20 protein-coding genes and 1 tRNA gene are annotated in these 21,921 nt (G+C 65.7%); 11 read left to right on the top strand and 10 right to left on the bottom strand.

The annotated features are described in order from the left end of the window. The first annotated feature begins 354 nt into the window (after nucleotides 1-354). From cysS to QCE62_RS09480, 6 genes are all read left to right on the top strand, one after another. On the top strand, nucleotides 355-1,752 hold the full coding sequence (gene cysS / locus QCE62_RS09505) for a cysteine--tRNA ligase (protein WP_309916963.1): 1,398 nt from the start codon (nucleotides 355-357) through the stop codon (nucleotides 1,750-1,752). 47 nt (nucleotides 1,753-1,799) lie between these two features. After that, nucleotides 1,800-2,828 (top strand): DNA-3-methyladenine glycosylase, encoded by a 1,029-nt coding sequence (locus tag QCE62_RS09500; RefSeq protein ID WP_309916960.1) that lies wholly within the window; start codon nucleotides 1,800-1,802, stop codon nucleotides 2,826-2,828. Nucleotides 2,829-2,990: 162 nt separating this feature from the next. Further along, entirely contained in the window at nucleotides 2,991-3,962 is a 972-nt protein-coding gene (locus tag QCE62_RS09495; RefSeq protein ID WP_309916957.1) for an acetyl-CoA carboxylase carboxyltransferase subunit alpha, read from the top strand. 54 nt (nucleotides 3,963-4,016) lie between these two features. Beyond that, nucleotides 4,017-5,441, top strand: a complete 1,425-nt coding sequence (tilS, locus tag QCE62_RS09490) for a tRNA lysidine(34) synthetase TilS (protein ID WP_309916954.1) — start codon at nucleotides 4,017-4,019, stop codon at nucleotides 5,439-5,441. A 331-nt stretch (nucleotides 5,442-5,772) separates the two neighbouring features. After that, entirely contained in the window at nucleotides 5,773-7,023 is a 1,251-nt protein-coding gene (locus tag QCE62_RS09485; RefSeq protein ID WP_309808778.1) for an aspartate kinase, read from the top strand. Nucleotides 7,024-7,186: 163 nt separating this feature from the next. Continuing rightward, nucleotides 7,187-7,280: transfer RNA gene (locus QCE62_RS09480), tRNA-Ser, on the top strand. A 130-nt stretch (nucleotides 7,281-7,410) separates the two neighbouring features. Here the strand turns inward: QCE62_RS09480 and QCE62_RS09475 are convergent. From QCE62_RS09475 to QCE62_RS09435, 9 genes are all read right to left on the bottom strand, one after another. Next, a complete protein-coding gene (locus tag QCE62_RS09475) occupies nucleotides 7,411-8,178 on the bottom strand; it encodes a M48 family metallopeptidase (protein WP_309916950.1) in 768 nt (255 codons plus the stop codon). A gap of 165 nt (nucleotides 8,179-8,343) precedes the next feature. Then, entirely contained in the window at nucleotides 8,344-9,279 is a 936-nt protein-coding gene (gene mdcH, locus QCE62_RS09470) for a malonate decarboxylase subunit epsilon (protein ID WP_309916947.1), read from the bottom strand. Further along, entirely contained in the window at nucleotides 9,276-9,905 is a 630-nt protein-coding gene (locus QCE62_RS09465) for a malonate decarboxylase holo-ACP synthase (RefSeq protein WP_309919761.1), read from the bottom strand. The genes mdcH and QCE62_RS09465 overlap by 4 nt, the downstream gene beginning before the upstream one ends. Further along, on the bottom strand, nucleotides 9,905-10,720 hold the full coding sequence (gene mdcE, locus QCE62_RS09460) for a biotin-independent malonate decarboxylase subunit gamma (RefSeq protein ID WP_309916944.1): 816 nt from the start codon (nucleotides 10,718-10,720) through the stop codon (nucleotides 9,905-9,907). The genes QCE62_RS09465 and mdcE overlap by 1 nt, the downstream gene beginning before the upstream one ends. After that, the gene (locus tag QCE62_RS09455) at nucleotides 10,717-11,559 is read right to left on the bottom strand and encodes a biotin-independent malonate decarboxylase subunit beta (RefSeq protein ID WP_309916942.1); all 843 of its coding nucleotides are present in this window, start codon (nucleotides 11,557-11,559) and stop codon (nucleotides 10,717-10,719) included. Before QCE62_RS09455 ends, mdcE begins: the two co-directional genes overlap by 4 nt. Continuing rightward, nucleotides 11,556-11,858, bottom strand: coding sequence for a malonate decarboxylase subunit delta (locus tag QCE62_RS09450; protein WP_309916939.1), 303 nt, complete (start codon nucleotides 11,856-11,858; stop codon nucleotides 11,556-11,558). The genes QCE62_RS09455 and QCE62_RS09450 overlap by 4 nt, the downstream gene beginning before the upstream one ends. A 30-nt stretch (nucleotides 11,859-11,888) precedes the next feature. Then, complete coding sequence (locus QCE62_RS09445; protein ID WP_309916936.1) at nucleotides 11,889-12,755, bottom strand: triphosphoribosyl-dephospho-CoA synthase; 867 nt, start codon at nucleotides 12,753-12,755, stop codon at nucleotides 11,889-11,891. A 5-nt stretch (nucleotides 12,756-12,760) separates the two neighbouring features. Then, entirely contained in the window at nucleotides 12,761-14,437 is a 1,677-nt protein-coding gene (mdcA, locus tag QCE62_RS09440) for a malonate decarboxylase subunit alpha (protein ID WP_309916933.1), read from the bottom strand. Then, nucleotides 14,434-15,213 carry a GntR family transcriptional regulator gene (locus QCE62_RS09435; RefSeq protein WP_309916930.1) on the bottom strand — a complete coding sequence of 260 codons (780 nt, stop codon included), beginning with the start codon at nucleotides 15,211-15,213 and terminating at the stop codon, nucleotides 14,434-14,436. The genes mdcA and QCE62_RS09435 overlap by 4 nt, the downstream gene beginning before the upstream one ends. 163 nt (nucleotides 15,214-15,376) lie before the next feature. Here QCE62_RS09435 and QCE62_RS09430 point away from each other — a divergent pair, with 163 nt between their 5' ends. From QCE62_RS09430 to QCE62_RS09420, 3 genes are all read left to right on the top strand, one after another. Next, nucleotides 15,377-16,690, top strand: a complete 1,314-nt coding sequence (locus QCE62_RS09430) for an MFS transporter (RefSeq protein ID WP_309919758.1) — start codon at nucleotides 15,377-15,379, stop codon at nucleotides 16,688-16,690. A gap of 188 nt (nucleotides 16,691-16,878) precedes the next feature. Further along, on the top strand, nucleotides 16,879-17,217 hold the full coding sequence (locus tag QCE62_RS09425) for a hypothetical protein (RefSeq protein ID WP_309916927.1): 339 nt from the start codon (nucleotides 16,879-16,881) through the stop codon (nucleotides 17,215-17,217). Nucleotides 17,218-17,472: 255 nt separating this feature from the next. Next, the gene (locus tag QCE62_RS09420; protein ID WP_309916924.1) at nucleotides 17,473-17,844 is read left to right on the top strand and encodes a hypothetical protein; all 372 of its coding nucleotides are present in this window, start codon (nucleotides 17,473-17,475) and stop codon (nucleotides 17,842-17,844) included. Nucleotides 17,845-17,948: 104 nt separating this feature from the next. Here QCE62_RS09420 and fabI read toward each other — a convergent pair whose 3' ends face one another. After that, nucleotides 17,949-18,746, bottom strand: coding sequence for an enoyl-ACP reductase FabI (fabI, locus tag QCE62_RS09415; protein ID WP_309808755.1), 798 nt, complete (start codon nucleotides 18,744-18,746; stop codon nucleotides 17,949-17,951). A 230-nt stretch (nucleotides 18,747-18,976) separates the two neighbouring features. Between fabI and QCE62_RS09410 the strand changes: the two genes are divergently transcribed. Further along, nucleotides 18,977-20,851, top strand: a complete 1,875-nt coding sequence (locus tag QCE62_RS09410) for an extracellular solute-binding protein (RefSeq protein ID WP_309808753.1) — start codon at nucleotides 18,977-18,979, stop codon at nucleotides 20,849-20,851. A 25-nt stretch (nucleotides 20,852-20,876) separates the two neighbouring features. Then, nucleotides 20,877-21,920 (top strand): ABC transporter permease subunit, encoded by a 1,044-nt coding sequence (locus QCE62_RS09405; RefSeq protein WP_309916922.1) that lies wholly within the window; start codon nucleotides 20,877-20,879, stop codon nucleotides 21,918-21,920. Nucleotide 21,921 lies beyond the last annotated feature (1 nt).

The following is a 21,921-nucleotide window of genomic DNA, read 5'->3' as shown; positions in this document are numbered from 1 at the left end:
ATGCTTCGAACGGGCTTTGCGCCCGGCCCGGAACGCGCCTTGCAAGGCCCGCTGTCCGGCCGCCTGGGGTTTTCATAGGCTCAAGTCCCGGTGTTATACTCCGACCCATTCTAACAAAAGGTCTGCACGTCCCGCGCACGCGTCTTGCCTCTTGTCTCCGGGTTCGTTCCCGCGAGCAGTGCATGCGGCGCCGAGTCCAGACTTTCCTTTGCCACTCGTGGCCGTGTCCGTCCAGGTCGCATGACCGTCGTGTTCGCGCTCGCGTGTGGGTCTCGTCGCTCCCCGAACACGCCGCATCCGTGCACGCCGCTTTTACCCGGCACACGGTGGTTTCCGTTCTACGTTTTGCCATCTATGAACTCGCTGCGCATCTACAACACGCTCGCCCGTGACAAGCAAACCTTCACGCCGCTTCGCGCCGGCGAGGTGCGCATGTATGTCTGCGGAATGACGGTGTATGACTACTGTCACATCGGACACGCGCGCGTGATGGTGGTGTTCGACATCGTGCAGCGCTGGCTGCGCGCGCTCGGCTACAAGGTCACGTACGTGCAGAACATCACGGACATCGACGACAAGATCATTCGGCGCGCCGTGGAGAACAACGAGCCCATCAAGGCGCTCACGCATCGTTTCATCGAGGCCATGCATGAAGACGCGGCGGCGCTCGGCGTCGCGCGTCCGGACCTCGAGCCGCGTGCGACCGACTACATTCCGCAGATGCTCGGCATGATCGATGCATTGCAGTCGAACGGCTATGCGTACCAGGCGAAGGACGGCGACGTGAACTTCGCGGTGCGCAAGTTCGCCGACTACGGCAAGCTGTCCGGCAAGTCGATCGAAGACCTGCGCGCCGGCGAGCGCGTCGCCGCGAACGATGCGAAGGAAGACCCGCTCGACTTCGTGCTGTGGAAGCAGGCGAAGGCGGACGAACCCGCCGATTCCGGCTGGGACTCGCGCTGGGGCCGCGGCCGTCCGGGCTGGCACATCGAATGTTCGGCGATGGGCTGCACGCTGCTCGGCGACCAGTTCGACATCCACGGCGGCGGTCAGGACCTGCAGTTCCCGCATCACGAGAACGAGATTGCGCAGAGCGAAGGCGCGACGGGCAAGACCTTCGTGAACTACTGGATGCACAACGGCTACGTGCAGATCGACAACGAGAAGATGTCGAAGTCGCTCGGCAACTTCTTCACGATCCGCGAAGTGCTGAAGAAATTCGACGCCGAAGTGGTGCGCTTCTTTATTGCACGGGCACACTATCGTTCGCCGCTGAACTACAGCGACGTGCACATCGACGACGCCCGCAACGGACTCACGAGGCTGTATACGGCGTTGAAGGATGTCGAGCCGGACGATCAGCCCCTTGACTGGAACGAGCCGAACGCGCAGCGTTTCCAGTCAGCAATGAACGATGACTTCAACACGCCGCTGGCGGTATCCGTGCTGTTCGATCTCGCGAGCCAGGTGAACCGCTCGCGCGATGCGGCGTCCGCGCGTCAGCTGAAGGGTCTCGCCGGCGTGCTCGGCCTGCTCGTGCGCGAGCCGCGGGTGTTCCTGCAGCAGGCCGCGGGGACCGGCGAGGCGCCGGGACTGACGCCGCAGGAGATCGAAGCGAAGATCGCCGGGCGCGTCGCCGCCAAGCAGGCGAAGAACTATGCCGAAGCAGACCGGATTCGCGCTGAATTGCTCGAAGCCGGTATTGCCCTTGAAGACAAACCGGGTGGGTCGACCGAATGGCGCCGCGTCTGAACGCGGACCTTCGAACCCTCTGATCGACTCACCAGGCAGGAGGCACGATGGCAACGGCCAGGAAGACGCCGGTCAAACGACCCGCGTCTGTTAGCGACACGCCGCGCGCAATGAAGCGCACGCGCGTCGCGCGAACGGAAACACACGTGGAAGGTCAGGCTGCAGCGGACACGCGAAAGATCGACGGCGCGGGCGCGGTGAACGGCCGCAAGAGCGCCCTCAAGCGCGCGGACGGCGGCAAGCCAACTATCGATGTGACGCGCGCCGCGAAGACCGCACGCCCGAATGGCGCCTCAGCTAACGCGCGCGCTGCGAAGACCAACGGCCGCGCCGCGGACGATGCGCACGCGCAGGCGCTCGTGCCGGATGCGCGCGAGGGCGAGATCGTCCGCAAGTCGCACGTCGTCACCGCCGACGCGGTGAAACCGGTGCAGATCGGCGGTCTCACGCGCGAAGCCGTGCGTCCCGACTACTGGGATCGCGCGTGTGCGGATCTGATGAAGCGCGACCGCATTCTCAAGAAACTGATCCCGAAGTTCGGCGAGATTCATCTCGTGAATCTGGGCGATCCGTTCTCGACGCTCGCCCGTTCCGTCGCGGGCCAGCAGATCTCGACGAAAGCCGCGCAGGCCATCTGGGAACGCGTGAAGACCGCGTGTCCGGAGATTCATCCCGCGCGCTTCATCCGGCTCGGCCATGACAAGTTGCAGGCGTGCGGCCTGTCGCGGCGCAAGGCCGAATACATTCTCGATCTCGCGCAGCATTTCGAGAACGGCGCGCTGCACGTCGACGCATGGACCTCGATGGACGACGAAGCCGTGATCGCCGAGCTCACGCAGATTCGCGGCATCGGCCGCTGGACGGCGGAGATGTTCCTGATCTTCAACCTGTCGCGCCCGGACGTGCTGCCGCTCGACGACCTCGGCCTGATCCAGGCGATCAGCGTCAACTATTTCAGCGGCGAACCGGTCACGCGCAGCGAGGCGCGCGAAGTGGCGGCCAACTGGGAGCCGTGGCGCACGGTCGCGACCTGGTACATGTGGCGCAGCCTCAATCCGATTCCGGCCGATCACTAGACCCGACGCAAGCTACGACTCAAGGACGCGCGCAGGGGCGTGCGTGGCAGGCGCGCAAGGGCGGACTATCGTTGCTTTATAATCGATAGTTCCCGCGCGAATTTTAGAGGGACGGACGCGGTTAGAATACGCGCTGCCCGATGTTTCCCAGGACTCGAACACATGAAGACCACGTTTCTGGATTTCGAGCAGCCGATCGCTGAACTCGAAGCGAAGATCGAAGAACTCCGCTTCGTTCAGGACGATTCCGCTGTCGATATTTCGGAAGAAATCGAGCGGCTGTCGAAGAAGAGCCAGCAGCTCACGAAGGATCTCTACCAGAACCTGTCGCCCTGGCAGGTGTCGCAAATCGCGCGTCATCCGCAGCGTCCGTACACGCTGGACTATGTCAGCGAGCTGTTCACCGACTTCCACGAACTGCATGGCGACCGCGCTTTCGCGGACGATCTCGCGATCGTCGGCGGCTTCGCGCGTTTCAATGGCCAGCCGTGCATGGTGATCGGCCATCAGAAGGGCCGCGACACGAAGGAGCGCGCGCTGCGCAACTTCGGCATGCCGCGTCCGGAAGGCTATCGCAAGGCCGAGCGCCTGATGCGCACGGCCGAGAAGTTCAATCTGCCCATCTTCACCTTCGTCGATACGCCGGGCGCGTATCCGGGCATCGGCGCGGAAGAGCGTGGCCAGTCGGAAGCCATCGGCCGCAATCTGTATGTGATGGCCGAACTCAAGACGCCGATCATCACCACGATTATCGGCGAGGGCGGTTCGGGCGGCGCGCTGGCCGTGGCCGTCGCGGACGTCGTCATGATGCTGCAGTTCTCCACCTATTCGGTGATCTCGCCGGAAGGCTGCGCGTCGATCCTCTGGAAGAGCGCGGCCAAGGCGCCGGAAGCGGCCGAGGCGCTCGGTCTCACCGCGCATCGCCTGAAGGCGCTCGGTCTGATCGACAAGATCATCAACGAACCGCTCGGCGGCGCGCATCGCGATCCGAAGGGCATGGCCGCGCTGCTGCGCCGCGGACTCGCCGATTCCCTGCGCCAGTTCCAGGGCATGAGCGCGAGCGAACTGCGTGAACGCCGCTTCGACAAGCTGATGGCCTACGGCAAGTTCAAGGAAACGATCCCGGGCGCGTAAACGGCCCGAGGCATCCTTCCACCGCGCTGTTCATCTCTCACTCACGAATCCATCGTGACTTCCGACCGTGACACACCCGCCGGCCGCCTCGTCATCGAGGCGGTGCGCGCGGCGGTCGCGGACGCAGCGCTTCCCGAGCATTCCCTCCTTGCCGTCGCGCTCAGCGGCGGGCTCGATTCCACCGTGCTTCTCGATGCCGCCGTGCGCTGCTTCGGCGCGGCGCGCATGGTCGCGTTCCATGTGCATCACGGGCTGAGCCTGAATGCCGATGCATGGGACACGCATTGCGAGCGCTTCGCGGCGTCACTCGGCGTGACCTATGCGGCGCGCCGCGTCGAGGTCGCGCGCGCGGGCGGCGAAAGCCTGGAGGCAGCCGCGCGCGATGCCCGTTATCGCGCGCTGGACGCCCTGTGCGACGAACACGGCGCGGCTGCGCTGCTGATCGCCCATCATGCCGACGACCAGGCCGAAACGGTGCTGCTGCAATTGTTGCGCGGTGCGGGCGTCGCGGGTCTCGCGGCGATGGCGCCGCACGCGGATGGCGCCGTCGCGCGTCTGCGGCCGCTGCTGCGGCTGTTGCGCGCGCAACTCGAACAGTACGCACACGAGCGCGACCTGAGCTGGATCGACGACGAATCCAACGCCGACACGCGCTACGCTCGCAACGCGCTGCGGCACGACGTGCTGCCGGTGCTCGCGGTGCATTTTCCGGGCTTTCGCGATGCGCTCGCGCGCACGGCGTCGCATGCGGCGTCCGCGCAGCGCTTGCTGGATCAACTGGCGCGCATCGATCTCGCACAGGCCCAGCATGACGGCGAGCCGGATGCGCTCAGGCTCGACGCCTTGCTCGCGCTCGAACCCGAGCGCGCGATCAACCTGATGCGGCACTGGATCCGCGCGTGCGGGTTGCAGGCGGCATCGACGGCGCGCCTCGCCGACATGCTGCGCCAGCTGCGCGATACCGCCGCCGCGCGCGACGGTCATGCGCTGCGGATCGATCACGCGGGTCACTGCCTGCGGGCGTATCGGAATGCGCTGTTCTGGGAAGCGGGCGACAGCGCCGATGCCCCCGATCTCGACGCCGGCGCCGGCGCACCGAAAACCGCTGTGGAATGGCAATGGCAGGGCGAGGAAGTCTGGCGCCTGCCGCAATGGCGCGGTTCGTTCGTGTTCGAGCCGGCCGCTACTTCCGACGGCGACACGGTGGGCGAGGGCGTGCTGCGCGCCGCGCCGCTCGTCGCGCGCTCGCGGGCAGGCGGCGAGCGCATGCGCGTGGCGGTCGAAGCGCCGAGCCGCACGCTCAAGAACCTGTTCCAGGAGCGCGGCGTGCCGGCCTGGAAGCGCGATGTGCCGCTGCTGTTCATCGGCGAGGCGCTGCTGTATGTGCCGCACCTCGGCGTGAATCGCGAGGCGGCGCCGGCCGCGGCGCACGGGCCGCTGCGGCGCATCGTCTGGCGGCCGGATCTGCTGCTGGCTTGAGGAAGCCGCGCCGAAACCGGTAAAAGCGTCCGCGCCGCCGCTTCGGCTTGTAATTTCAGCCTCGATCGGGTACGGTAACTCGTTTTCGCCCAGCGTGTTTTTGCGCGGCAACGCCGTTCAAAAGACCCGAATTCGTCCGCAACCACGCACCCGTGCGCGCCGCAACCTGATCGCAACCTGATCCAGACGAGTCGGCGGGCAGGCGGCAGCGCCCCCCGCATCGAGCCGGCTTCACCACCCTCCGAAGTCTCGCGAAGCACCGTGGCGCGCGTATCGAGCGCTCTCGCGTTGGCGCGTGAAGCGCGGTTTTCCCTTCAGTTCAAGAACGACAATGGCACTCATCGTACACAAATACGGCGGCACTTCGATGGGCTCGGTCGAGCGCATCAAGAACGTCGCCAAGCGCGTCGCCAAATGGCATCGGGCCGGCCACAAGATGGTCGTCGTGCCCTCGGCGATGTCCGGCGAAACCAATCGCCTGCTCGGTCTCGCGCGGGACATCAAGGCGGACCCGGACCCGCGCGAACTCGACATGATTGCCTCCACCGGCGAACAGGTGAGCGTCGGGCTGCTCGCCATCGCGCTGCATGCCGAAGGCCTCGAAGCCGTGAGTTATGCCGGCTGGCAAGTGCCGATCAGGACCGACAGCGCGTTCACGAAAGCGCGCATCAGCGAAATCGACGGTGAGCGCGTGCTCAAGGATCTCGATGCCGGCAAGGTCGTCGTCATCACGGGCTTCCAGGGTGTGGATCCCGAAGGCCATATCGCGACGCTGGGCCGCGGCGGTTCGGATACGTCGGCGGTGGCGATCGCGGCGGCCATGAAAGCCGACGAGTGCCTGATCTATACCGACGTCGACGGCGTCTATACAACCGACCCGCGCGTGGTCGAAGAGGCGCGCCGGCTCGACCGCGTGACCTTCGAGGAAATGCTGGAAATGGCGAGCCTCGGCTCGAAGGTGCTGCAGATCCGCTCGGTGGAGTTCGCCGGCAAGTATCAGGTGAAGACGCGCGTGCTCTCCAGCCTGACCGATCCGCTGATGCCGCTCGACACCGAGATGCACTCCGGCACCCTGATCACTTTTGAAGAAGACGAGAACATGGAAAAAGCAGTCATCTCCGGCATCGCGTTCCAGCGCGACGAAGCGCGCATCGCGGTCATGGGCGTGCCCGACAAGCCGGGCGTCGCGTATCAGATCCTGGGACCGGTCGCCGATGCGAACATCGACATCGACATGATCATCCAGAACCAGAGCGTGAACGGCAAGACCGACTTCACGTTCACGGTCGGCCGCGGCGACTATGCGCGTGCGCTCGAGATCCTGAACGGCCAGGTCAAGGGTCACGTGCAGGCGGAAACCGTGCTGGGCGACCCGAAGGTGTCGAAGGTGTCGGTGGTCGGCGTCGGCATGCGTTCGCATGTGGGCATCGCGAGCACGATGTTCCGCACGCTGTCGGAAGAGGGCATCAACATCCAGATGATCTCGACCTCGGAAATCAAGATCTCGGTGCTGATCGACGAGAAATACACCGAACTTGCCGTGCGCGCGCTGCACAAGGCGTTCGAGCTGGATCGGGCGTAAGTGCGAGGATGACAGGCGTGTGAAGGCTCGCGGGCTTGTCTGGTGCAGCACCGGGTCATGCATGGCGATTTAAAAAAATCATCATGCGAATTTGACCGGCGTGAGCAGACACGCTATTATCTCGATCTCGTTGCGCTGCACTCCCGGCGTAACGGAAAGTTTGGGAGACGTGGCCGAGAGGTCGAAGGCACTCCCCTGCTAAGGGAGCATCTGGGCCAAAACCTGGATCGAGGGTTCGAATCCCTCCGTCTCCGCCAGTGATGGCGGAAAAAAGCCCCGCAAGGTTAAAAGCTTGCGGGGCTTTTTGTTTGGGTCTTCGGGCAAGAGCGGGTGTTGATCAAGATTCCGAAGTGATCGCCGATGGCATCGCATCGGCTCCGCCCGATCTTACTTCCCCGATGCCAGCCGCTCCTGAATATGCTTCGCCCGCGCCGGCGAAGAAGGATGCGAAGCAAGCAGGCTCGACTTGCCGCCGTCGATCGACGCCAGCTTCTGGAACGCCGTCACCAGTCCCGCCGGGCTGTAACCCTTGTTCTTCTGCGTATCGAACGAGTAATCATCGGCGGCGCTTTCCTGCGACTGCGAGAACTGCGCGTTGACGAACTTCTCGGTCAGATCGCCGAGTTGCGATCCGGAAATACTGGCGATCATCCCCGACCCCGACGACGCCACCGAGCGCGCCGCCGACGTCGCGAACGCCACCTGCATCGCGCGCTTCGTGTGGCCCAGCGCGACATGTCCCATTTCGTGGCCGACCACGCCGCGTACTTCGTCGTCGTTCATCAGGTCCATGAGGCCGCTGTAGACGCGCACGCAGCCGTTCGCCATGGCCCAGGCATTGACGTCCTTCGTCATGTAGACCTTGTAGTTCACCGGCACGCCATTGATGTTGTTGCCAAGCTGCGTAGCGATCTTGTTGAGGCGCTGCGTGTACGGACTGTTTGCCGGCGCAATCTGGTTTTCCTTGTCCATCTGCGCGCAGGACTTGTCCGACAGCGTGCGCACGTCGCTGTCGTTCAGCATCAGTGCCTGCGATGCGAGCTGCCCCGACTGGGCGAGGGAGTTCGGATCGAAACTGCTCATCCCGCTGCACGAAGCGAGCAGAACGGTAGCGGACGCGGCGGACGCTACAGCGCCCAGGCGAAAGAACGTCATCGTGGTATTCTCTCAGGTTTCGGATGGCAGATTGCGGTTCGTCCGGGTCGCAGCAAGCGAATCGATCAAATGGACGAGATGGAATGCTCGAGGGAGATCGACTCGTCGATCCGTCGAAAATTCCAAAACTTTTACAAAACCTGACGATTTGAAGACAGGGGCGTGTCAGTCCTGTTGCTGACGGCACGCGGCGCGGACGCGCGCGGCGGCGCTGGAGACCGATCCCGCCTCCATCGCGATCGATGCCGCGTCGGGCAGCGCGTCGGCCGCGAGCGACGTGAGCGTGCGGCCCGGCGGCATTTCGACGAACACGCTCATGCCGAGTTCGGACAGCGCGACGGTCGAGTCGTGCCAGCGCACCGGATAGCGCAGATTGGTGGCGAGGTCATCGCGGATCGCATCGGCGCTGCGCAGCACACGCGCGCCGCGATTGCCGACATAGGGAATGCGCGGTGCATCGAAGCGCACCGTGCGCGCCGCTTCGATGAGGCGAATGGATGCGTCCTCCATCAGCACGCAATGCGACGGCACGCTGACCGCGAGCCGTTCCGCCTTGCGCGCGCCGCGCGACAGCACGAGGTCGCGGATCGTCGCGAGCGCATCGTCGCTGCCTGACAGCACGATCTGGCGCGGCGCGTTCAGATTGCCGATCCACACCGCCGCGCCGCTTTCGGCGATCGCGCGCGTCATCTCGCGCTCGTTCAGGCCGAGCACCGCGAGCATGCCGTAACCGTGCGGACAGGCGTTCTCCATCAGTTGCGCGCGCAGTTGCACGAGCCTGAGCGCGGCGGCGAACTCGACTGCGCCCGCCACGACCGCCGCGCCGTATGCGCCGACCGAAAGGCCCGCTACCGCGTGCGGCGCGATGCCTTCGTCAGCGAGCGCGCGTGCCGCCGCCACGCCCGCGATCACGAGCGTCACCTGTACCGCGACGGTGGAGGCGAGCGAGGTTGCAGTGTCGAGCGTGAGCACATCGACGCCAAGTGCTTCGGACGCTTCATCGAGCGTCTTGTGAATGGCCGGATGCGGATCCGCGCCGCCGAGCCGGTGCAGGAAGTCCGGCGTCTGCGCGCCTTGTCCGGGAAACAGATACGCGATCATGACGCGGCCCAAGGATCGTCGACGAGACGCGGGCCTGCGGCGTGACGCAACATCACACGCAGTTGCGGGCGCGCGTATTCGGCGAGCGAGAACGCGGCTTCAGGCGTTTCGATCTGCACGTCGATGCGCGTGCCGCTCTGCTGCGCTGCCTGCGAAAGCGCATCGAAGAGCGCGGACGCGTCGTCGCGCGGCAGCGGCGTATCGGCGCGCAGGATGAGATCGAGATCGCTCGCCGGCGTGATGGCCGGCACACCGCTCGCGAGTTCGAAACCCGCGCTGCCGGCCGGTCCCCAGCGCAGCGCGCGATCATCGAGCATGCCGGCGATGCCGCGCATCAGCGTGAACGCAGGAAGCGCGCGCCGCGCGGGTTCGGGTTCGCACGTCCGCAAGTCTTCAGGTGTGAACTTCGCCTCGATCCAGCCAACGTCCAGCCACGTGCCAAAGCGCTCTCCGCGCACGCTGCCGCGCACGCCCACCGCCAGCTTTCCCCCGAGCGGAGGCGCGCGCCGCACCACGACGAACGGCGCGCGCGCAAGCGCCGCCGCGACCCAGCCGGGCGCGCCTTCAAACGGCGGCGCGTCCGGCGTGAGCCGCAGCAAGTCGTGCGGACGCGGCGCGTGCTTCATCACGCGTGCCACTGCTCGCGCATGCGGCGACGCACCTCGATGGACGCCGCGCGCGTGCGCTGCGCATCGGCGGAGGCGAGCCGGTTCGACAGGTCGCGCGGTCCATCCCGCGCATCCCGCACCGCCGCCGCGAGCGACGCCTGCACGCGCGCGATGTCGGCGGAAGAGGGCGCATCGGCATCGATGCCTTCGAGCAATTCGTGCAGCAAGCCGAGCCTGGCGTAGGCACTCATCTTGTAGGACATCGGCAACACGGTGTCGCCTAGCGCGTCGAGGCTCTCGACGCTGCGCCGGGTGACGCGCGCCGCCGCTTCCTTGCCCATCGCATGCACGGCGGTGCCGGGCGCGTCGAGCGCGACGATGCGGTTGGCCTGATAGCCGTGCGCGAGATATGCGCCCGACATCGCCGGACCGACGATCAGCGCAATCACCGGATGTCCGGCGAGCCGCGCGCTCGCGTAGGCATCGGCGGCGGCCGCGCAGGCGAGATGGATGCCCAGCAGTTCCTCGCGGCGTCCGTAGGCCTGGCTCTTGACATCGACCACGGCGACGATCGGGCGCTTCACGGGCGCGTCGCGATCGGCATGGATGAGCGCGCGCACCGCACGCGCGAGCAGCCAGCCCTGTTCGAGGCCGACGACGTTGTCGGTTGCGCGCGGGAAGCGGTTCTGCGGATCGGGCACGACCGCGATGAAGGTGGCGCGCGCATCGTCGAGACGGCCTTCGCGGACGCGCACCGGACCGCTTTGGTCAGGCGCTGCGGATTCGGCGAGCGCGTCGAGCCAGCGCGCGCCGCGTGAGCGGATGTCGGTCATGATGTGCCCCACAGTTGACGCAAGGTATCGGGATCGATGGCGTCCGGATTCACTTCGGCCAGCCGCGCGAGATAGCCGTCGACGGCCTCGCTGCGATGCTGTTGCGGCACGCCGCGTTCGAACGCCGCGAGCACAGCCGCGCGCACTTCGCCGGCGTCGTCCTCGACCAGCGTATCCGCGAGTCCCGCCGCCACGCGTTGCTCGCCGCCGATCATCGACCAGATGAGGCGGCGGTCACTCGAATCGAGTTCCTCGATGCCCGCTTCCTGCTCGATGACTTCCGGCCCGTTCATGCCGAGCCGCGCCTGCCGCGTCATCACGAGTTCGGTACAGAGCGCGGCCGCGAGCGACATGCCGCCGAAGCAGCCCACCATGCCGCCGATCACGCCGACCACCGGCACATGACGCCTGAGCGCGACGATCGCCGCATGAATCTCGGCGATGACCGCGAGCCCGAGGTTTGCTTCCTGCAAGCGCACGCCGCCGGTCTCGAACAGCACGACCGGGCGCACCGGCCGTCCCGCTTCGAATTCGCTCGCCGCCATTTCGAGCGCGGCCGCGATCTTCGCGCCCGACACTTCGCCGATGCTGCCGCCCTGGAACGCGGGTTCGATCGCGGCGATCACGGCCGGTTCGCCGCCGAGCAAGCCGCGGGCGATCACCACACCGTCATCGGCCTGACAGACGATGTCCTGCATCGCGAGCCAAGGTGATTCGAGCCGGTCGAACGGACCGAGCAGTTCGCGGAAGCTGCCCGGGTCGAGCAGCGCGCGGGCGCGGTCGCGCGCGCCCATTTCGATGAAGCTGTGGCGCGCCAGGAAGGTGTCGTGGGCATTCATGGCGCGTCTCCTTCGCTCGCTTCCACCGCTTCGTTGAGGCGCAGCATCACGACGCCGGGCGTCGCGCCGAAGTCGTTCAGTTCGATCTTCGCCGCGCCGTCGTATCGCTGGAAGAAGCGGTCGAGCACGCTCTTCCACACATGTCCGTAACCATCGACGCTCGTGCGGATCAAGACTTCCGCCTGCATCGAGTCTGAAGGCGACAACAGCACTTCCAGATCGCCCGAGCCGACCACGCCCACGTGCGCGCGGCGCGCGACGGGCCGTGTGGCGGGATATTCGTATCGCATGTTTTCCATCGTTCGTTCCTCTTTACGCTTCGATGCGCGTCAATCGAGACGCCTGAGACTGTCGAGAAAGAGTGTCGCCGCGAGCAGGTCGGCGGCGCCGCCGGGCGATGCGTTCAGCGCCACCAGCGCGTCGTCGAGTTGCGCGAGCGCGGCGCGGCCTTCATCGGTGCCGGCGCCGCCGCGTGCGATCACGATGCGCGCGCCGTCCTGCGCCGCCGTGAGCGCGCGCCGGCCGCCGCGATGCAGCAGGCAGGTGTCGTCGAGCGACGCGATGATCGCGATCAGCGCATCGAGTTGCGCGTCGGTCTCGCAGCAACCGCGTGCGCGCGCGGCATCGAGCGCCGGCAGGCCGATCAGCCGTGCATGCGGAAAGCCGTCGCAGGCTTCGCCGCGCGCGCCGGCCACCTGATACCGCGAACTCGCGCGCGCGCCGTGACTCGCCGACGCCGACGGCGGCGCATAGCGGTCCTCGTGACACGCGATGTCCGCCGCGGCTGCGCAGATCGCCGCGCTGTCGTGCGGTGCATGCAAGGCCGCGCCCGCGCACAGCAAGCCGACGATCCAGATCGCGCCGCGATGCGCGTTGCTGCCGCCGGTGGCATTCATCATCGCGATTTCACCTTCGCGGCCGATGCGCGCCAGTTGCTCGCGCAGCGCCTGCGACGGCCGCGCCCGCGATGCCGCGCGTGCAATCGCGAGAAAGGTCGGGTGCAGTGCAGCGGCGGAACGCAGCATCGTGTCCAGATCGAGATCGCGATGTGCGCCGCTGCCGCGTTGATCGACGAGTGCGGGCTTAGGCGTCAGTCGCGCCTCGGCGATCAGCGCAGCGCGCGCGTGAGCGGCGATGACCGCCGGTTCGAGTGCAAGCTCGCGCGCTTCTTCATGCAGCAAGGGCAGGGCGTTCATCGCGCTCACCAGCTGCGAAAGCGCGCGGGCGGCGCATACAGACCGCCCGACCACGCGACGAGATCGTCGATGCTGCGCGCCGCCAGCAGCGAGCGCTTCGCTTCGCCGCGCCGCACGCCGAGATCCTCCGGATACGCGACGATGCCGCGCCGTCTCAGTTCTGCCGTCTTCGCGGGATCGGCGCGCATGCCGATGGGCGTCACGCCCGCGACCGCCGCAAGCGCCGCGCGTCGTTCATCGAAACCTTCGGCTGCGTGCAGATACGCGATGCCTTCCTCGGTGACGACGTGCGTGACATCGTCGCCGTAGATCATCACGGGCGCGATGGGCATGCCGCTCTTCGCCCCGACCGCGATGGCATCCAGCGACTCGACGATGGTCGGCTCGCCGCCTTTCTTGTAAGTCTCGGCGGTCTGCACGACGAGCTTGTGGCCGCGCGCGATCTGTGGATTCGGGCCGTCGTTCTTCAGCAGCTTGAGCCAGGCTTCGCTCGAATGGCGCCGGCCGCGCGGATCGTGTCCCATGTTCGGCGCGCCGCCGAAGCCCGCCAGGCGGCCGAGCGTGACGGTGGAGGAATTGGCGTCGGCGTCCATCTGCAAGGTCGAGCCGATGAACAGGTCCACGCCATACTGGCCCGCGAGCTGGCAGAACACGCGGTTTGAGCGCAGGCTGCCGTCGCGGCCGGTGAAGAATACGTCCGGGCGCGCCGCGATGTAATCCTCCATGCCCACTTCGCTGCCGAAGCAATGCACGCTCTGCACCCAGCCGGATTCGATCGCGGGGATCAGCGTCGGATGCGGGTTGAGCGCCCAGTGCGTGCAGATCTTGCCCTTCAGGCCGAGCGCTTCCCCATAAGTGGGCAGCAGCAGTTCGATCGCCGCGGTATCGAAGCCGATGCCGTGATTGAGCGCCGTCACGCCGTAGCGGTCGTAGATGCCGCGGATCGACATCATCGCCATCAGGATCTGCAATTCGCCGATATGACGCGGATCGCGCGTGAAGAGCGGCTCCACGGCAAAGGGCCGGTCCGCCTGCACGACGACATCCACCCACGAACCGGGAATATCGACGCGCGGCAGTTCATCGACGATTTCGTTCACCTGCGCCACCACGATGCCGTGCCGGAACGCGGCGGCCTCGACGATGGTCGGGGTGTCCTCGGTGTTCGCGCCCGTGTAGAGATTGCCGTGGCGGTCGGCCTGCACCGCGCACACCAGCGCGACCTGCGGCGTGAGGTCGATGAACATGCGCGCGTACAGCTCGATGTACGTATAGATCGCGCCGATCTCCAGCATGCCGTCCTCGAGCAATTGCGCCACGCGCAGGCTTTGCGGTCCGGCGAAGGCGAAGTCCACCTTGTGCGCGATGCCTTGCTCGAACAGCGCGAGATGTTCCGGACGGCTGATGCTCGAAATCAGGAGATGGATGTCGTGCACGCGCGCCGGGTCCAGTTTTGCAAAGGCGCGCGACAGGAAATCCGCCTGCTTCTGGTTGTTGCCTTCCAGCGCCACGCGGTCGCCGGTCACGATCAGCGCGCCCAGCGCATCGACGATATGCGCCGGATCGAGCACCGCGCCGTCCAGCCAGGGCTCGATCAGTTTCAGGCGACGCGCCTTTTCCCGCGCGCGCGTGTTCCAGTTGCGGCTGTCGCGGGGAGCGTCAGCGGGGAGGGACGAATTCATCGGTCGGCCTTCGGAGTGAGCGTTCGGGAAGAGGCGCGGCGCTTTTTCTTCTTGTGGCTCAAGTGAGCGAGCGCTTGCGCATCGGCGAGAAAGCGGTAGATCAGGTCGCCCGTCGCGAGCAGATGGCGCGCGACCAGCGTCTGCGCCTGTTCGGTATCGCGGGCGGCGAGCGCGGCGAAGATCGCGCGATGTTCGGCATCCGACGCGTCCTTGTGGATCGGCAAGCCGAGCTTCAGGCGCAAGTAGCGTTCGCCGCGCCGGTGCATCTGCCCGATCAGCTCCATCAGGCGCGGCCGGTTGGCGGGCGCGTACAGGCTCATGTGGAACTGCTCGTTGCGCACCACGTAGAGCGCCGGGTCGGGCTCGCGTTCGGCGGCCTCCAGCAGACGCTGCGCTTCGGCCAGCGTCTCGGGCGTGTGATGTTCGATGGCAATGCCGATCGCCAGACTCTCCAGCGACGCCCGGATCTCATAGATCTCGCGCGCCTCGTCGGCGGATTGCAGGCTGACGGCCGCGCCGCGATTCGGCTCGATGGTCACCCAGCCCTCGCTTTCGAGCTGGCGGAACGCTTCGCGCACGGGAATTGCACTGACCGAGAACTGCCGCGCGATGGCGTCCTGACGCAGCGGTTCGCCCGGCAGCAACGCACCCTCGACGATGGCCGAACGCAGCGCATCCGCAATGTAGCGCGACGTGCTCTGGCGCGGTTCGAACTGCGCATCGCGGAACGACGCGGCAGGCTGGGAGCTTCCGGAAGCAGCGAGGTCGTTGGGCATGGCTAGGTGAAAGTGCGGACTTGTCGGAGGTCGATGTTCAAATATTATATATAAAAACGCGCACCGGTCTTCGGTGCTTTCCCTAGACGCCATAACAAGATTGCAAGATTGCGAAAGCGCGCGTCGTTCATCCTCGCTTGAGTTTCATCGGAGAGACATGGCCATGCCGACTACGCTGGATCGTGAGATAGGCGCCACGCGCGCCGCGAAGACACCGCTCAACCGTTCGCAGATCACGGGCTTCTGGGGCGCCTGGGCCGGCTGGACGCTCGACGGCATGGACTCGTTCATCTATGCGCTCGTGCTCGCGCCCGCGCTCACCGAACTGCTGCCGCGCTCGGGCTATGCCGCGACGCCGGCGAACGTCGGTCTCGCAGGCTCGATCCTGTTCGCGCTGTTCCTGGTGGGATGGGGACTGTCGTTCATCTGGGGGCCGCTCGCGGATCGCTTCGGACGCACCAAGGTGCTTGCCGCGACCATCTTCACGTTCGCGATCTTCACCGGGCTCGCCGCGACCGCGCACAACGTGTGGGAACTCGGCATCTATCGCTTCTTCGCGGGCGTGGGGATCGGCGGGGAGTGGGCGCTTGCCGGCACGTATGTCGCCGAGGCCTGGCCGGAAGATCGCCGCAAGATGGGCGCGGGCTATCTGCAAACCGGCTATTACGCGGGCTTCTTCCTCGCGGCGGCGCTGAACTATACGATCGGCGCGGCGTTCGGCTGGCGCGCGATGTTCCTGGTCGGCCTGTTCCCGGTGGTGATCTCGATCCTCGTGTTGCTGCGCGTGAAGGAAACCGACAAGTGGCAACACGCCGAAACGGCCCAGCCGCATGTGAAGCACGAGAGTTCGTTGAAGGCGATCTTCAACGCGCAGTACCGCAAGCGCACGATCGTCGCGGCGGTGCTGCTCACGGTGGCGATCATCGGCTTGTGGGCGGGCGCGGTGTATGAGCCGTCGGCGGTCATCCAGCTGGCGACGAAGGCCGGCATGGACAAACATGACGCGGCGCGCATGGCATCGATCGCGACGGGGCTGCTCTCCATCGGCACTATCGTCGGCTGTCTCGCGCTGCCGCCGATGGCCGAGAAGATCGGCCGCCGCAAGACGCTCGCGGTATATTTCATCGGCATGGCGGCATCGATTGCGCTGGCCTTCGGCTGGGCCTTCTATCTGCCGAACGGACTGGTGCCGTTCATTGCGCTGCTGGTCGTGCTGGGCTTCTTCGGCGGCAATTTCGCGCTGTTTTCGCTGTGGCTGCCGGAGCAGTTCGAAACCCGCGTGCGGGCGACCGCCTTTGCGTTCTGCACATCGGTCGGACGCTTCATCGGCGCGATCGTCAACTTCGGCATTGGTGCGATGGTGCTCAACATGAAGACGCTCGGCGTGCCGATCGCGCTGACCGGGATCGTCTTCCTTGTCGGACTCGCCGTCATTCCGTTCGCGCCGGAAACAAAAGGGCAGGAACTGCCGAACTGAGAGAGCCGCGCTTCTGTGTCGAACGGCGGCCTGCCGATGCAGGGCCGCCGTTTTTTTCATCCCGCGCGCGTTTTGCTTTCGTAAGGTTTTCGGCGGTAATAGGAGGTTACCAAGTCGAACACTTGCGTCGGCATCCGTCCGATATAGTCCGGTCAACACTACAAACAACCCGTCGAGGTGGGCTTCACATGAACAAGGTTTTGAAGGCTTCCGCGCTGGCCGGCGCCGTGTTGATCGGTGGCGTGACGTTTTCCGGCGCAGCCATGGCAGGGGTGTCCGTGGGCGTGAACATCGGGGTGCCCGCGCCTGTCTATGTCGCACCCGCGCCGGTCTATGCGCCGCCGCCGCCGCCGGTGGTCTACGCGCCGCCTCCGCCGCCCGTGTATGCGCAGCCGGCCATCGTGATCGGCTGGCATGGCGACCGTTACTGGGATGGCCGCCGCTACTGGAATCGAGACGATTACTACCGCAACCACGGGCATGGATATGGCCACGGCTATGACCATGGCCATCACGGCTGGCACTGACCGGCTGGCGGGTCCCCGAGGAAGCCACCCCGCGCGGGTGGCTTTTTCATTTCTGTCAATGCCCGAAAGGGGGAAACGCTGTCAGTTGTTTGTTTGAAAGCAATTTTCACCCACGTGCAATGTAACAAAAGGTAAGCTTTCTCCTGACATTACGCCGGGACGCGCAACAACTTACAAAGCTGAAATATTGCATTGAAAGCCTTCCGTTATATTTCCCGGCAAGCGAACAAGCACAACAGCGAGGTCCGTTTGCACATGAAGATCAATTCGAAAACATTCTGGACGGGCGTGATGGCCGTCGCGGCCGTCGGCCTGATGAGCACGCATGCCGCGCGCGCGGATGTGCATGTCGGCGTGAACGTCGGCATTCCGGCGCCGGTGTATGTCGCGCCCACGCCGGTGTACGCGCCGCCGCCGCCTCCGGTCGTGTATCGGCCCGCTCCCGTGTATGCGCCGCCCGTGGTGATCGGCTGGCACGGCAGCCGCTACTGGGACGGCCGTCGCTACTGGAGCCGCAACGATTACTACCGCCATCATGGGCATGGCCGCGGGCCGCATCGTGGTCCGCCGCCGGGACATGGCTACGGACATGGGCACGGACATGGCGGGCCGCACGGACGGCATTAACATTAAGGCAGGTCGGACAGGCCAGGGCCGTCCAAACAAAAAGCGCCGCCCGAATCTCCGGGCGGCGCTTTCGTTTGTACGGCACGCGTTGCGAGGGGAGCGCGTTACTCCGCGTCGGCGCCCATGCCGCCTACTACCGCATGGAAGCCCGCATCGACGTGCACGACTTCCGCGCTCACGCCCGCCGACAAATCCGACAGCAGGAATGCCGCGACATTGCCCACTTGCTCGGTCGTGACATTGCGCTTGAGCGGCGCATTTTCCTCGACGAAGTTCAGGATCTTGCCGAAGCCCTTGATGCCGCTTGCGGCGAGTGTCTTGATCGGGCCGGCCGAGATGGCGTTCACACGCACGCCCTTGCCGCCGAGCGACGGCGACGCCGCCATGTAGCGCACGCTCGCTTCGAGCGAGGCCTTGGCGAGACCCATCGTGTTGTAGTTCGGCAGCGCGCGCTCGGCGCCGAGGTACGACAGCGTGAGCAGCGACGAGCCGTCTTTCAGCAGCGGCAGCGCGGCCTTGGCGAGCGCCGGGAAGCTGTACGCGGAGATGTCGTGCGCGACGCGGAAGTTCTCGCGCGTGATGCCGTCGAGGAAGTCGCCGGCGATGGCCTCGCGCGGTGCAAAGCCGATGGAGTGCACGAGACCGTCGAGCGAGTCCCAGCGTTCCTTGAGCGCGCCGAACAGCGCGTCGATTTGCGCGTCGTCGCCGACGTCGCACGGGTAGATCATGTCGCTGCCGAACTCGGCGGCGAATTCAGTGATGCGCTCCTTGAAGCGCTCGCCGACGTAGGTGAACGCGAGTTCGGCGCCTTCGCGCTTGCAGGCCTCGGCGATGCCGTAGGCAATCGACCGGTTCGACAGCAGGCCTGTGAGCAGAATCCGTTTTCCAGCGAGAAAGCCCATGAATGCTCCTTCTATGAAGTCAGTGTCGCGCGGGCGGGCAGGCAGGGCCGCGCGCAGTCGCCGGCGGGCAGCCTTCGGGAGGACCCGATAAGGCAAGCCGGACGGCGCGTGATTTTGGGTAGAATTCTCTCACATCGCAACGCCCCGCCGAGGATTCCTGCGCCTGCGCGGAGTCGTCGGGCAGAGCGTTCAACTCCATCATCCATCGCGCCCAGAGACAACCCAGGCACATGACGACTCGCCCGACGATCCGCTCATCCAGCGTCTCACGCCTGGTTCTATCCGGGTGGCTGGCCGGATCGATTGCACTGGCGGCGAGTCCGGCCTTCGCGGTGCATGCCATCGCGCAATATGGCGAGCCCAAATATCCGGCGGGCTTCACGCATTTCGACTACGTCAACCCCGACGCCCCGCGCGACGGCACGCTGGTGCTCGCCAATCCGAACCGCCTGACGAGCTTCGACAAGTTCAATCCGTTCACGCTGCGCGGCAATCCCGCGCCGGGTCTGTCGCTGATGTTCGAAAGCCTGACAACAGGCAGTTCCGATGAAGTCGCGACCGCCTACGGCCTGCTCGCCGACGACATCTCGGTGGCGCCGGACGGCATGTCGACCACCTTCCACATCAATCCGAAGGCGCGCTTCTCGAACGGCGATCCGGTCACCGCCGAAGACGTCAAGTTCTCGTTCGAGACGCTGAAGAGCCCACTGGCCGCGCCGCAGTTCGCGGTGTATTTCGGACAGATCGCGCGCGCGGTGATCGTCGATCCGCTGACCATCCGCTTCGAGTTCAAGGCCGCGACGCGCGAAATGCCGCTGCTCGCGGGCGGCATTCCGGTGTTCTCGCGCAAGTGGGCGATGAAGCCCGACGGCACGCGCGTTCCGTTCGACCAGATCGCGTTCCAGAAGCCGATCGGCAGCGGCCCGTATCTGATCGACCATTACGACAACGGCCGCACCATCTCGTACCGGCGCAATCCGGACTACTGGGGCGCGGCGCTGCCGGTGCGGGTCGGCACGAACAACTTCGCGCACATCGACTACAAGCTCTACGGCGATCCCACCGCGCGCCTCGAAGCCTTCAAGGCCGGCGAGTACGACGTGCTGGTCGAGTACATCGCGCGCAGCTGGGTGCGGCGCGACATCGGCAAGCGCTTCGACAACGGCGAACTGATCAAGCGCGAATTCCCGCAGCACAACGGCACCGGCATGCAAGGCTTCTTCATGAACACGCGCCGGCCGCTGTTCAAGGACGTGCGCGTGCGTCAGGCGCTGGATCTCGCGCTCGACTTCGAATGGCTCAACCGGCAGCTGTTCTTCAACCAGTACCGGCGCATCGACAGCTTCTTCGTCAACACGGACCTGCAGGCGAAGGGCCTGCCGAGCGAAGGCGAGCTCGCCATCCTGAATCCGTTGAAGGCGCAACTGGACCCGTCGGTGTTCGGCCCGATGCCGCGCCAGCCGGACACCGATCCGCCCGGTTCGCTGCGCGCCAATCTGATCAAGGCGCGCGAGCTGCTGGCGCAGGCGGGCTGGACCTATCGCGACGGCGCGCTGCGCAACGCGAAAGGCGAGCCCTTCGTCTTCGAGATCCTCGACGATACCGGCGGCGGCGCGTCGATGGAGCCGGTCGCGGCCGCGTTCGGGCGCAATCTGCAGAAGCTCGGCATCACGATGAACTTCCGCACCGTGGATTACGCGCTGATCCAGAAGCGCCTCGATGCCTTTGACTTCGACATGACGAGCGTGCGCATGCCCGACGTGCAGGTGCCGGGCACGGAACAGGTGTCGCGCTTCGGCAGCCAGTCGGCGAACGAGCAGGGTTCGGACAATCTGGCGGGCGTGAAGTCGCCGGCCGTCGATGCCATCCTGCAGAAGGTGGTGTCCGCGCAGACGCGCGAGCAGCTGGTCGACGCCACCCACGCGCTCGATCGCGTGCTGATGAACGGCTACTATGTGGTGCCGCACTGGTACTCGGCGACGCATCGCGTGGCGTATCGCAACACGCTGGCGTATCCGTCGACCTTGCCGCTGTACTACAGCGCCGAGGAATGGATCATCTCGACGTGGTGGGCGCAGCACGCGCCCGCGGCGCCAACCCAATAGCCGATTAAGCCGAATAGGGCGCGCCATGTGGAGCTACATCCTTAAACGCATTCTGTTGATGATCCCGACGCTGCTTGGCGTGCTGACGCTGACCTTCGTCGTGATCCAGTTCGTGCCGGGCGGTCCGGTCGAGCAGGCAGTGCACGACCTGCGGCGCGGACAGTTCGAAGGGGGCGGCGGTGGTTTCGGATTGCGCACGCACACCGGCGTCGATGCGCAGCAGGTCGAGCAACTGAAGAAGCTCTACGGCTTCGACAAGCCGCCGCTGCAGCGCTATGTGCTGATGCTCGGCAAGTTCGCGCGCTTCGATCTCGGCGACAGTTATTTCAGGCATCAGAGCGTGTGGTCGCTGATCGTGTCGAAGCTGCCGGTGTCGATCAGCATCGGCCTGTGGACCTTCTTCATCACCTATCTGATATCGGTGCCGCTCGGCATCGCGAAGGCGGTCAGGAACGGCTCGAAGTTCGATGTCGCGACGAGCCTGATCGTGCTGATCGGCTTTGCGATTCCAGGCTTCGTGCTCGGCGTGCTGCTGCTCGTGCTGTTCGGCGGAGGCACCTTCTGGCAACTGTTCCCGCTGCGCAATCTCACCTCCGACAACTGGGCCACGCTGTCGCTCGGCGGCAAGATTCTCGATTATCTGTGGCACATCACGCTGCCGGTGACGGCCTCGGTGGTGGGCAGCTTCGCCATCGTCACGATGCTCACCAAGAACGCCTTCCTCGACGAGATCCGCAAGCAATACGTGCTGACCGCGCGCGCGAAGGGCCTCTCCGAGCGCCGCGTGCTGTGGAAGCACGTGTTCCGCAATGCGCTGCTGCCGTTGATCGTCGGCTTTCCAGCGGCGTTCATCGGCGCGTTCTTCACCGGCAGCCTGCTGATCGAGACGCTGTTCTCGCTCGACGGGCTCGGCCTGCTGTCCTATGAATCCGTGGTGCGGCGCGACTATCCGGTGGTGCTCGGCACGCTCTATCTCTTCACGCTGATCGGCCTCGCCACGAAGCTCATCTCGGACCTGTGCTACGTCTGGGTCGATCCACGCATTCAATTCGAACAACTGGAGCGCTGAT

The sequence above is a fragment of the Caballeronia sp. LZ033 genome (genome assembly GCF_031451265.1).
Taxonomy (GTDB): Bacteria; Pseudomonadota; Gammaproteobacteria; order Burkholderiales; family Burkholderiaceae; genus Caballeronia.
The sequence above is the reverse complement of the archived record's forward strand: the minus strand, read 5'-3'. Positions and strand labels throughout refer to the sequence as shown.

Bases quoted from the DNA above. Each gene is read 5' to 3' on its own strand.
- QCE62_RS09405 (WP_309916922.1), top strand. From the start codon at position 20,877: ATGTGGAGCTACATCCTTAAACGCATTCTGTTGATGATCCCGACGCTG.
- mdcH (WP_309916947.1), bottom strand. From the start codon at position 9,279: ATGATCGCGTATCTGTTTCCCGGACAAGGCGCGCAGACGCCGGACTTC.
- QCE62_RS09420 (WP_309916924.1), top strand. From the start codon at position 17,473: ATGAAGATCAATTCGAAAACATTCTGGACGGGCGTGATGGCCGTCGCG.
- mdcA (WP_309916933.1), bottom strand. From the start codon at position 14,437: ATGAATTCGTCCCTCCCCGCTGACGCTCCCCGCGACAGCCGCAACTGG.
- QCE62_RS09500 (WP_309916960.1), top strand. From the start codon at position 1,800: ATGGCAACGGCCAGGAAGACGCCGGTCAAACGACCCGCGTCTGTTAGC.
- QCE62_RS09485 (WP_309808778.1), top strand. From the start codon at position 5,773: ATGGCACTCATCGTACACAAATACGGCGGCACTTCGATGGGCTCGGTC.
- QCE62_RS09425 (WP_309916927.1), top strand. From the start codon at position 16,879: ATGAACAAGGTTTTGAAGGCTTCCGCGCTGGCCGGCGCCGTGTTGATC.
- cysS (WP_309916963.1), top strand. From the start codon at position 355: ATGAACTCGCTGCGCATCTACAACACGCTCGCCCGTGACAAGCAAACC.
- QCE62_RS09475 (WP_309916950.1), bottom strand. From the start codon at position 8,178: ATGACGTTCTTTCGCCTGGGCGCTGTAGCGTCCGCCGCGTCCGCTACC.
- fabI (WP_309808755.1), bottom strand. From the start codon at position 18,746: ATGGGCTTTCTCGCTGGAAAACGGATTCTGCTCACAGGCCTGCTGTCG.
- QCE62_RS09465 (WP_309919761.1), bottom strand. From the start codon at position 9,905: ATGAAGCACGCGCCGCGTCCGCACGACTTGCTGCGGCTCACGCCGGAC.
- QCE62_RS09450 (WP_309916939.1), bottom strand. From the start codon at position 11,858: ATGGAAAACATGCGATACGAATATCCCGCCACACGGCCCGTCGCGCGC.
- QCE62_RS09495 (WP_309916957.1), top strand. From the start codon at position 2,991: ATGAAGACCACGTTTCTGGATTTCGAGCAGCCGATCGCTGAACTCGAA.
- QCE62_RS09455 (WP_309916942.1), bottom strand. From the start codon at position 11,559: ATGAATGCCCACGACACCTTCCTGGCGCGCCACAGCTTCATCGAAATG.
- QCE62_RS09445 (WP_309916936.1), bottom strand. From the start codon at position 12,755: ATGAACGCCCTGCCCTTGCTGCATGAAGAAGCGCGCGAGCTTGCACTC.
- QCE62_RS09435 (WP_309916930.1), bottom strand. From the start codon at position 15,213: ATGCCCAACGACCTCGCTGCTTCCGGAAGCTCCCAGCCTGCCGCGTCG.
- mdcE (WP_309916944.1), bottom strand. From the start codon at position 10,720: ATGACCGACATCCGCTCACGCGGCGCGCGCTGGCTCGACGCGCTCGCC.
- QCE62_RS09410 (WP_309808753.1), top strand. From the start codon at position 18,977: ATGACGACTCGCCCGACGATCCGCTCATCCAGCGTCTCACGCCTGGTT.
- QCE62_RS09430 (WP_309919758.1), top strand. From the start codon at position 15,377: ATGCCGACTACGCTGGATCGTGAGATAGGCGCCACGCGCGCCGCGAAG.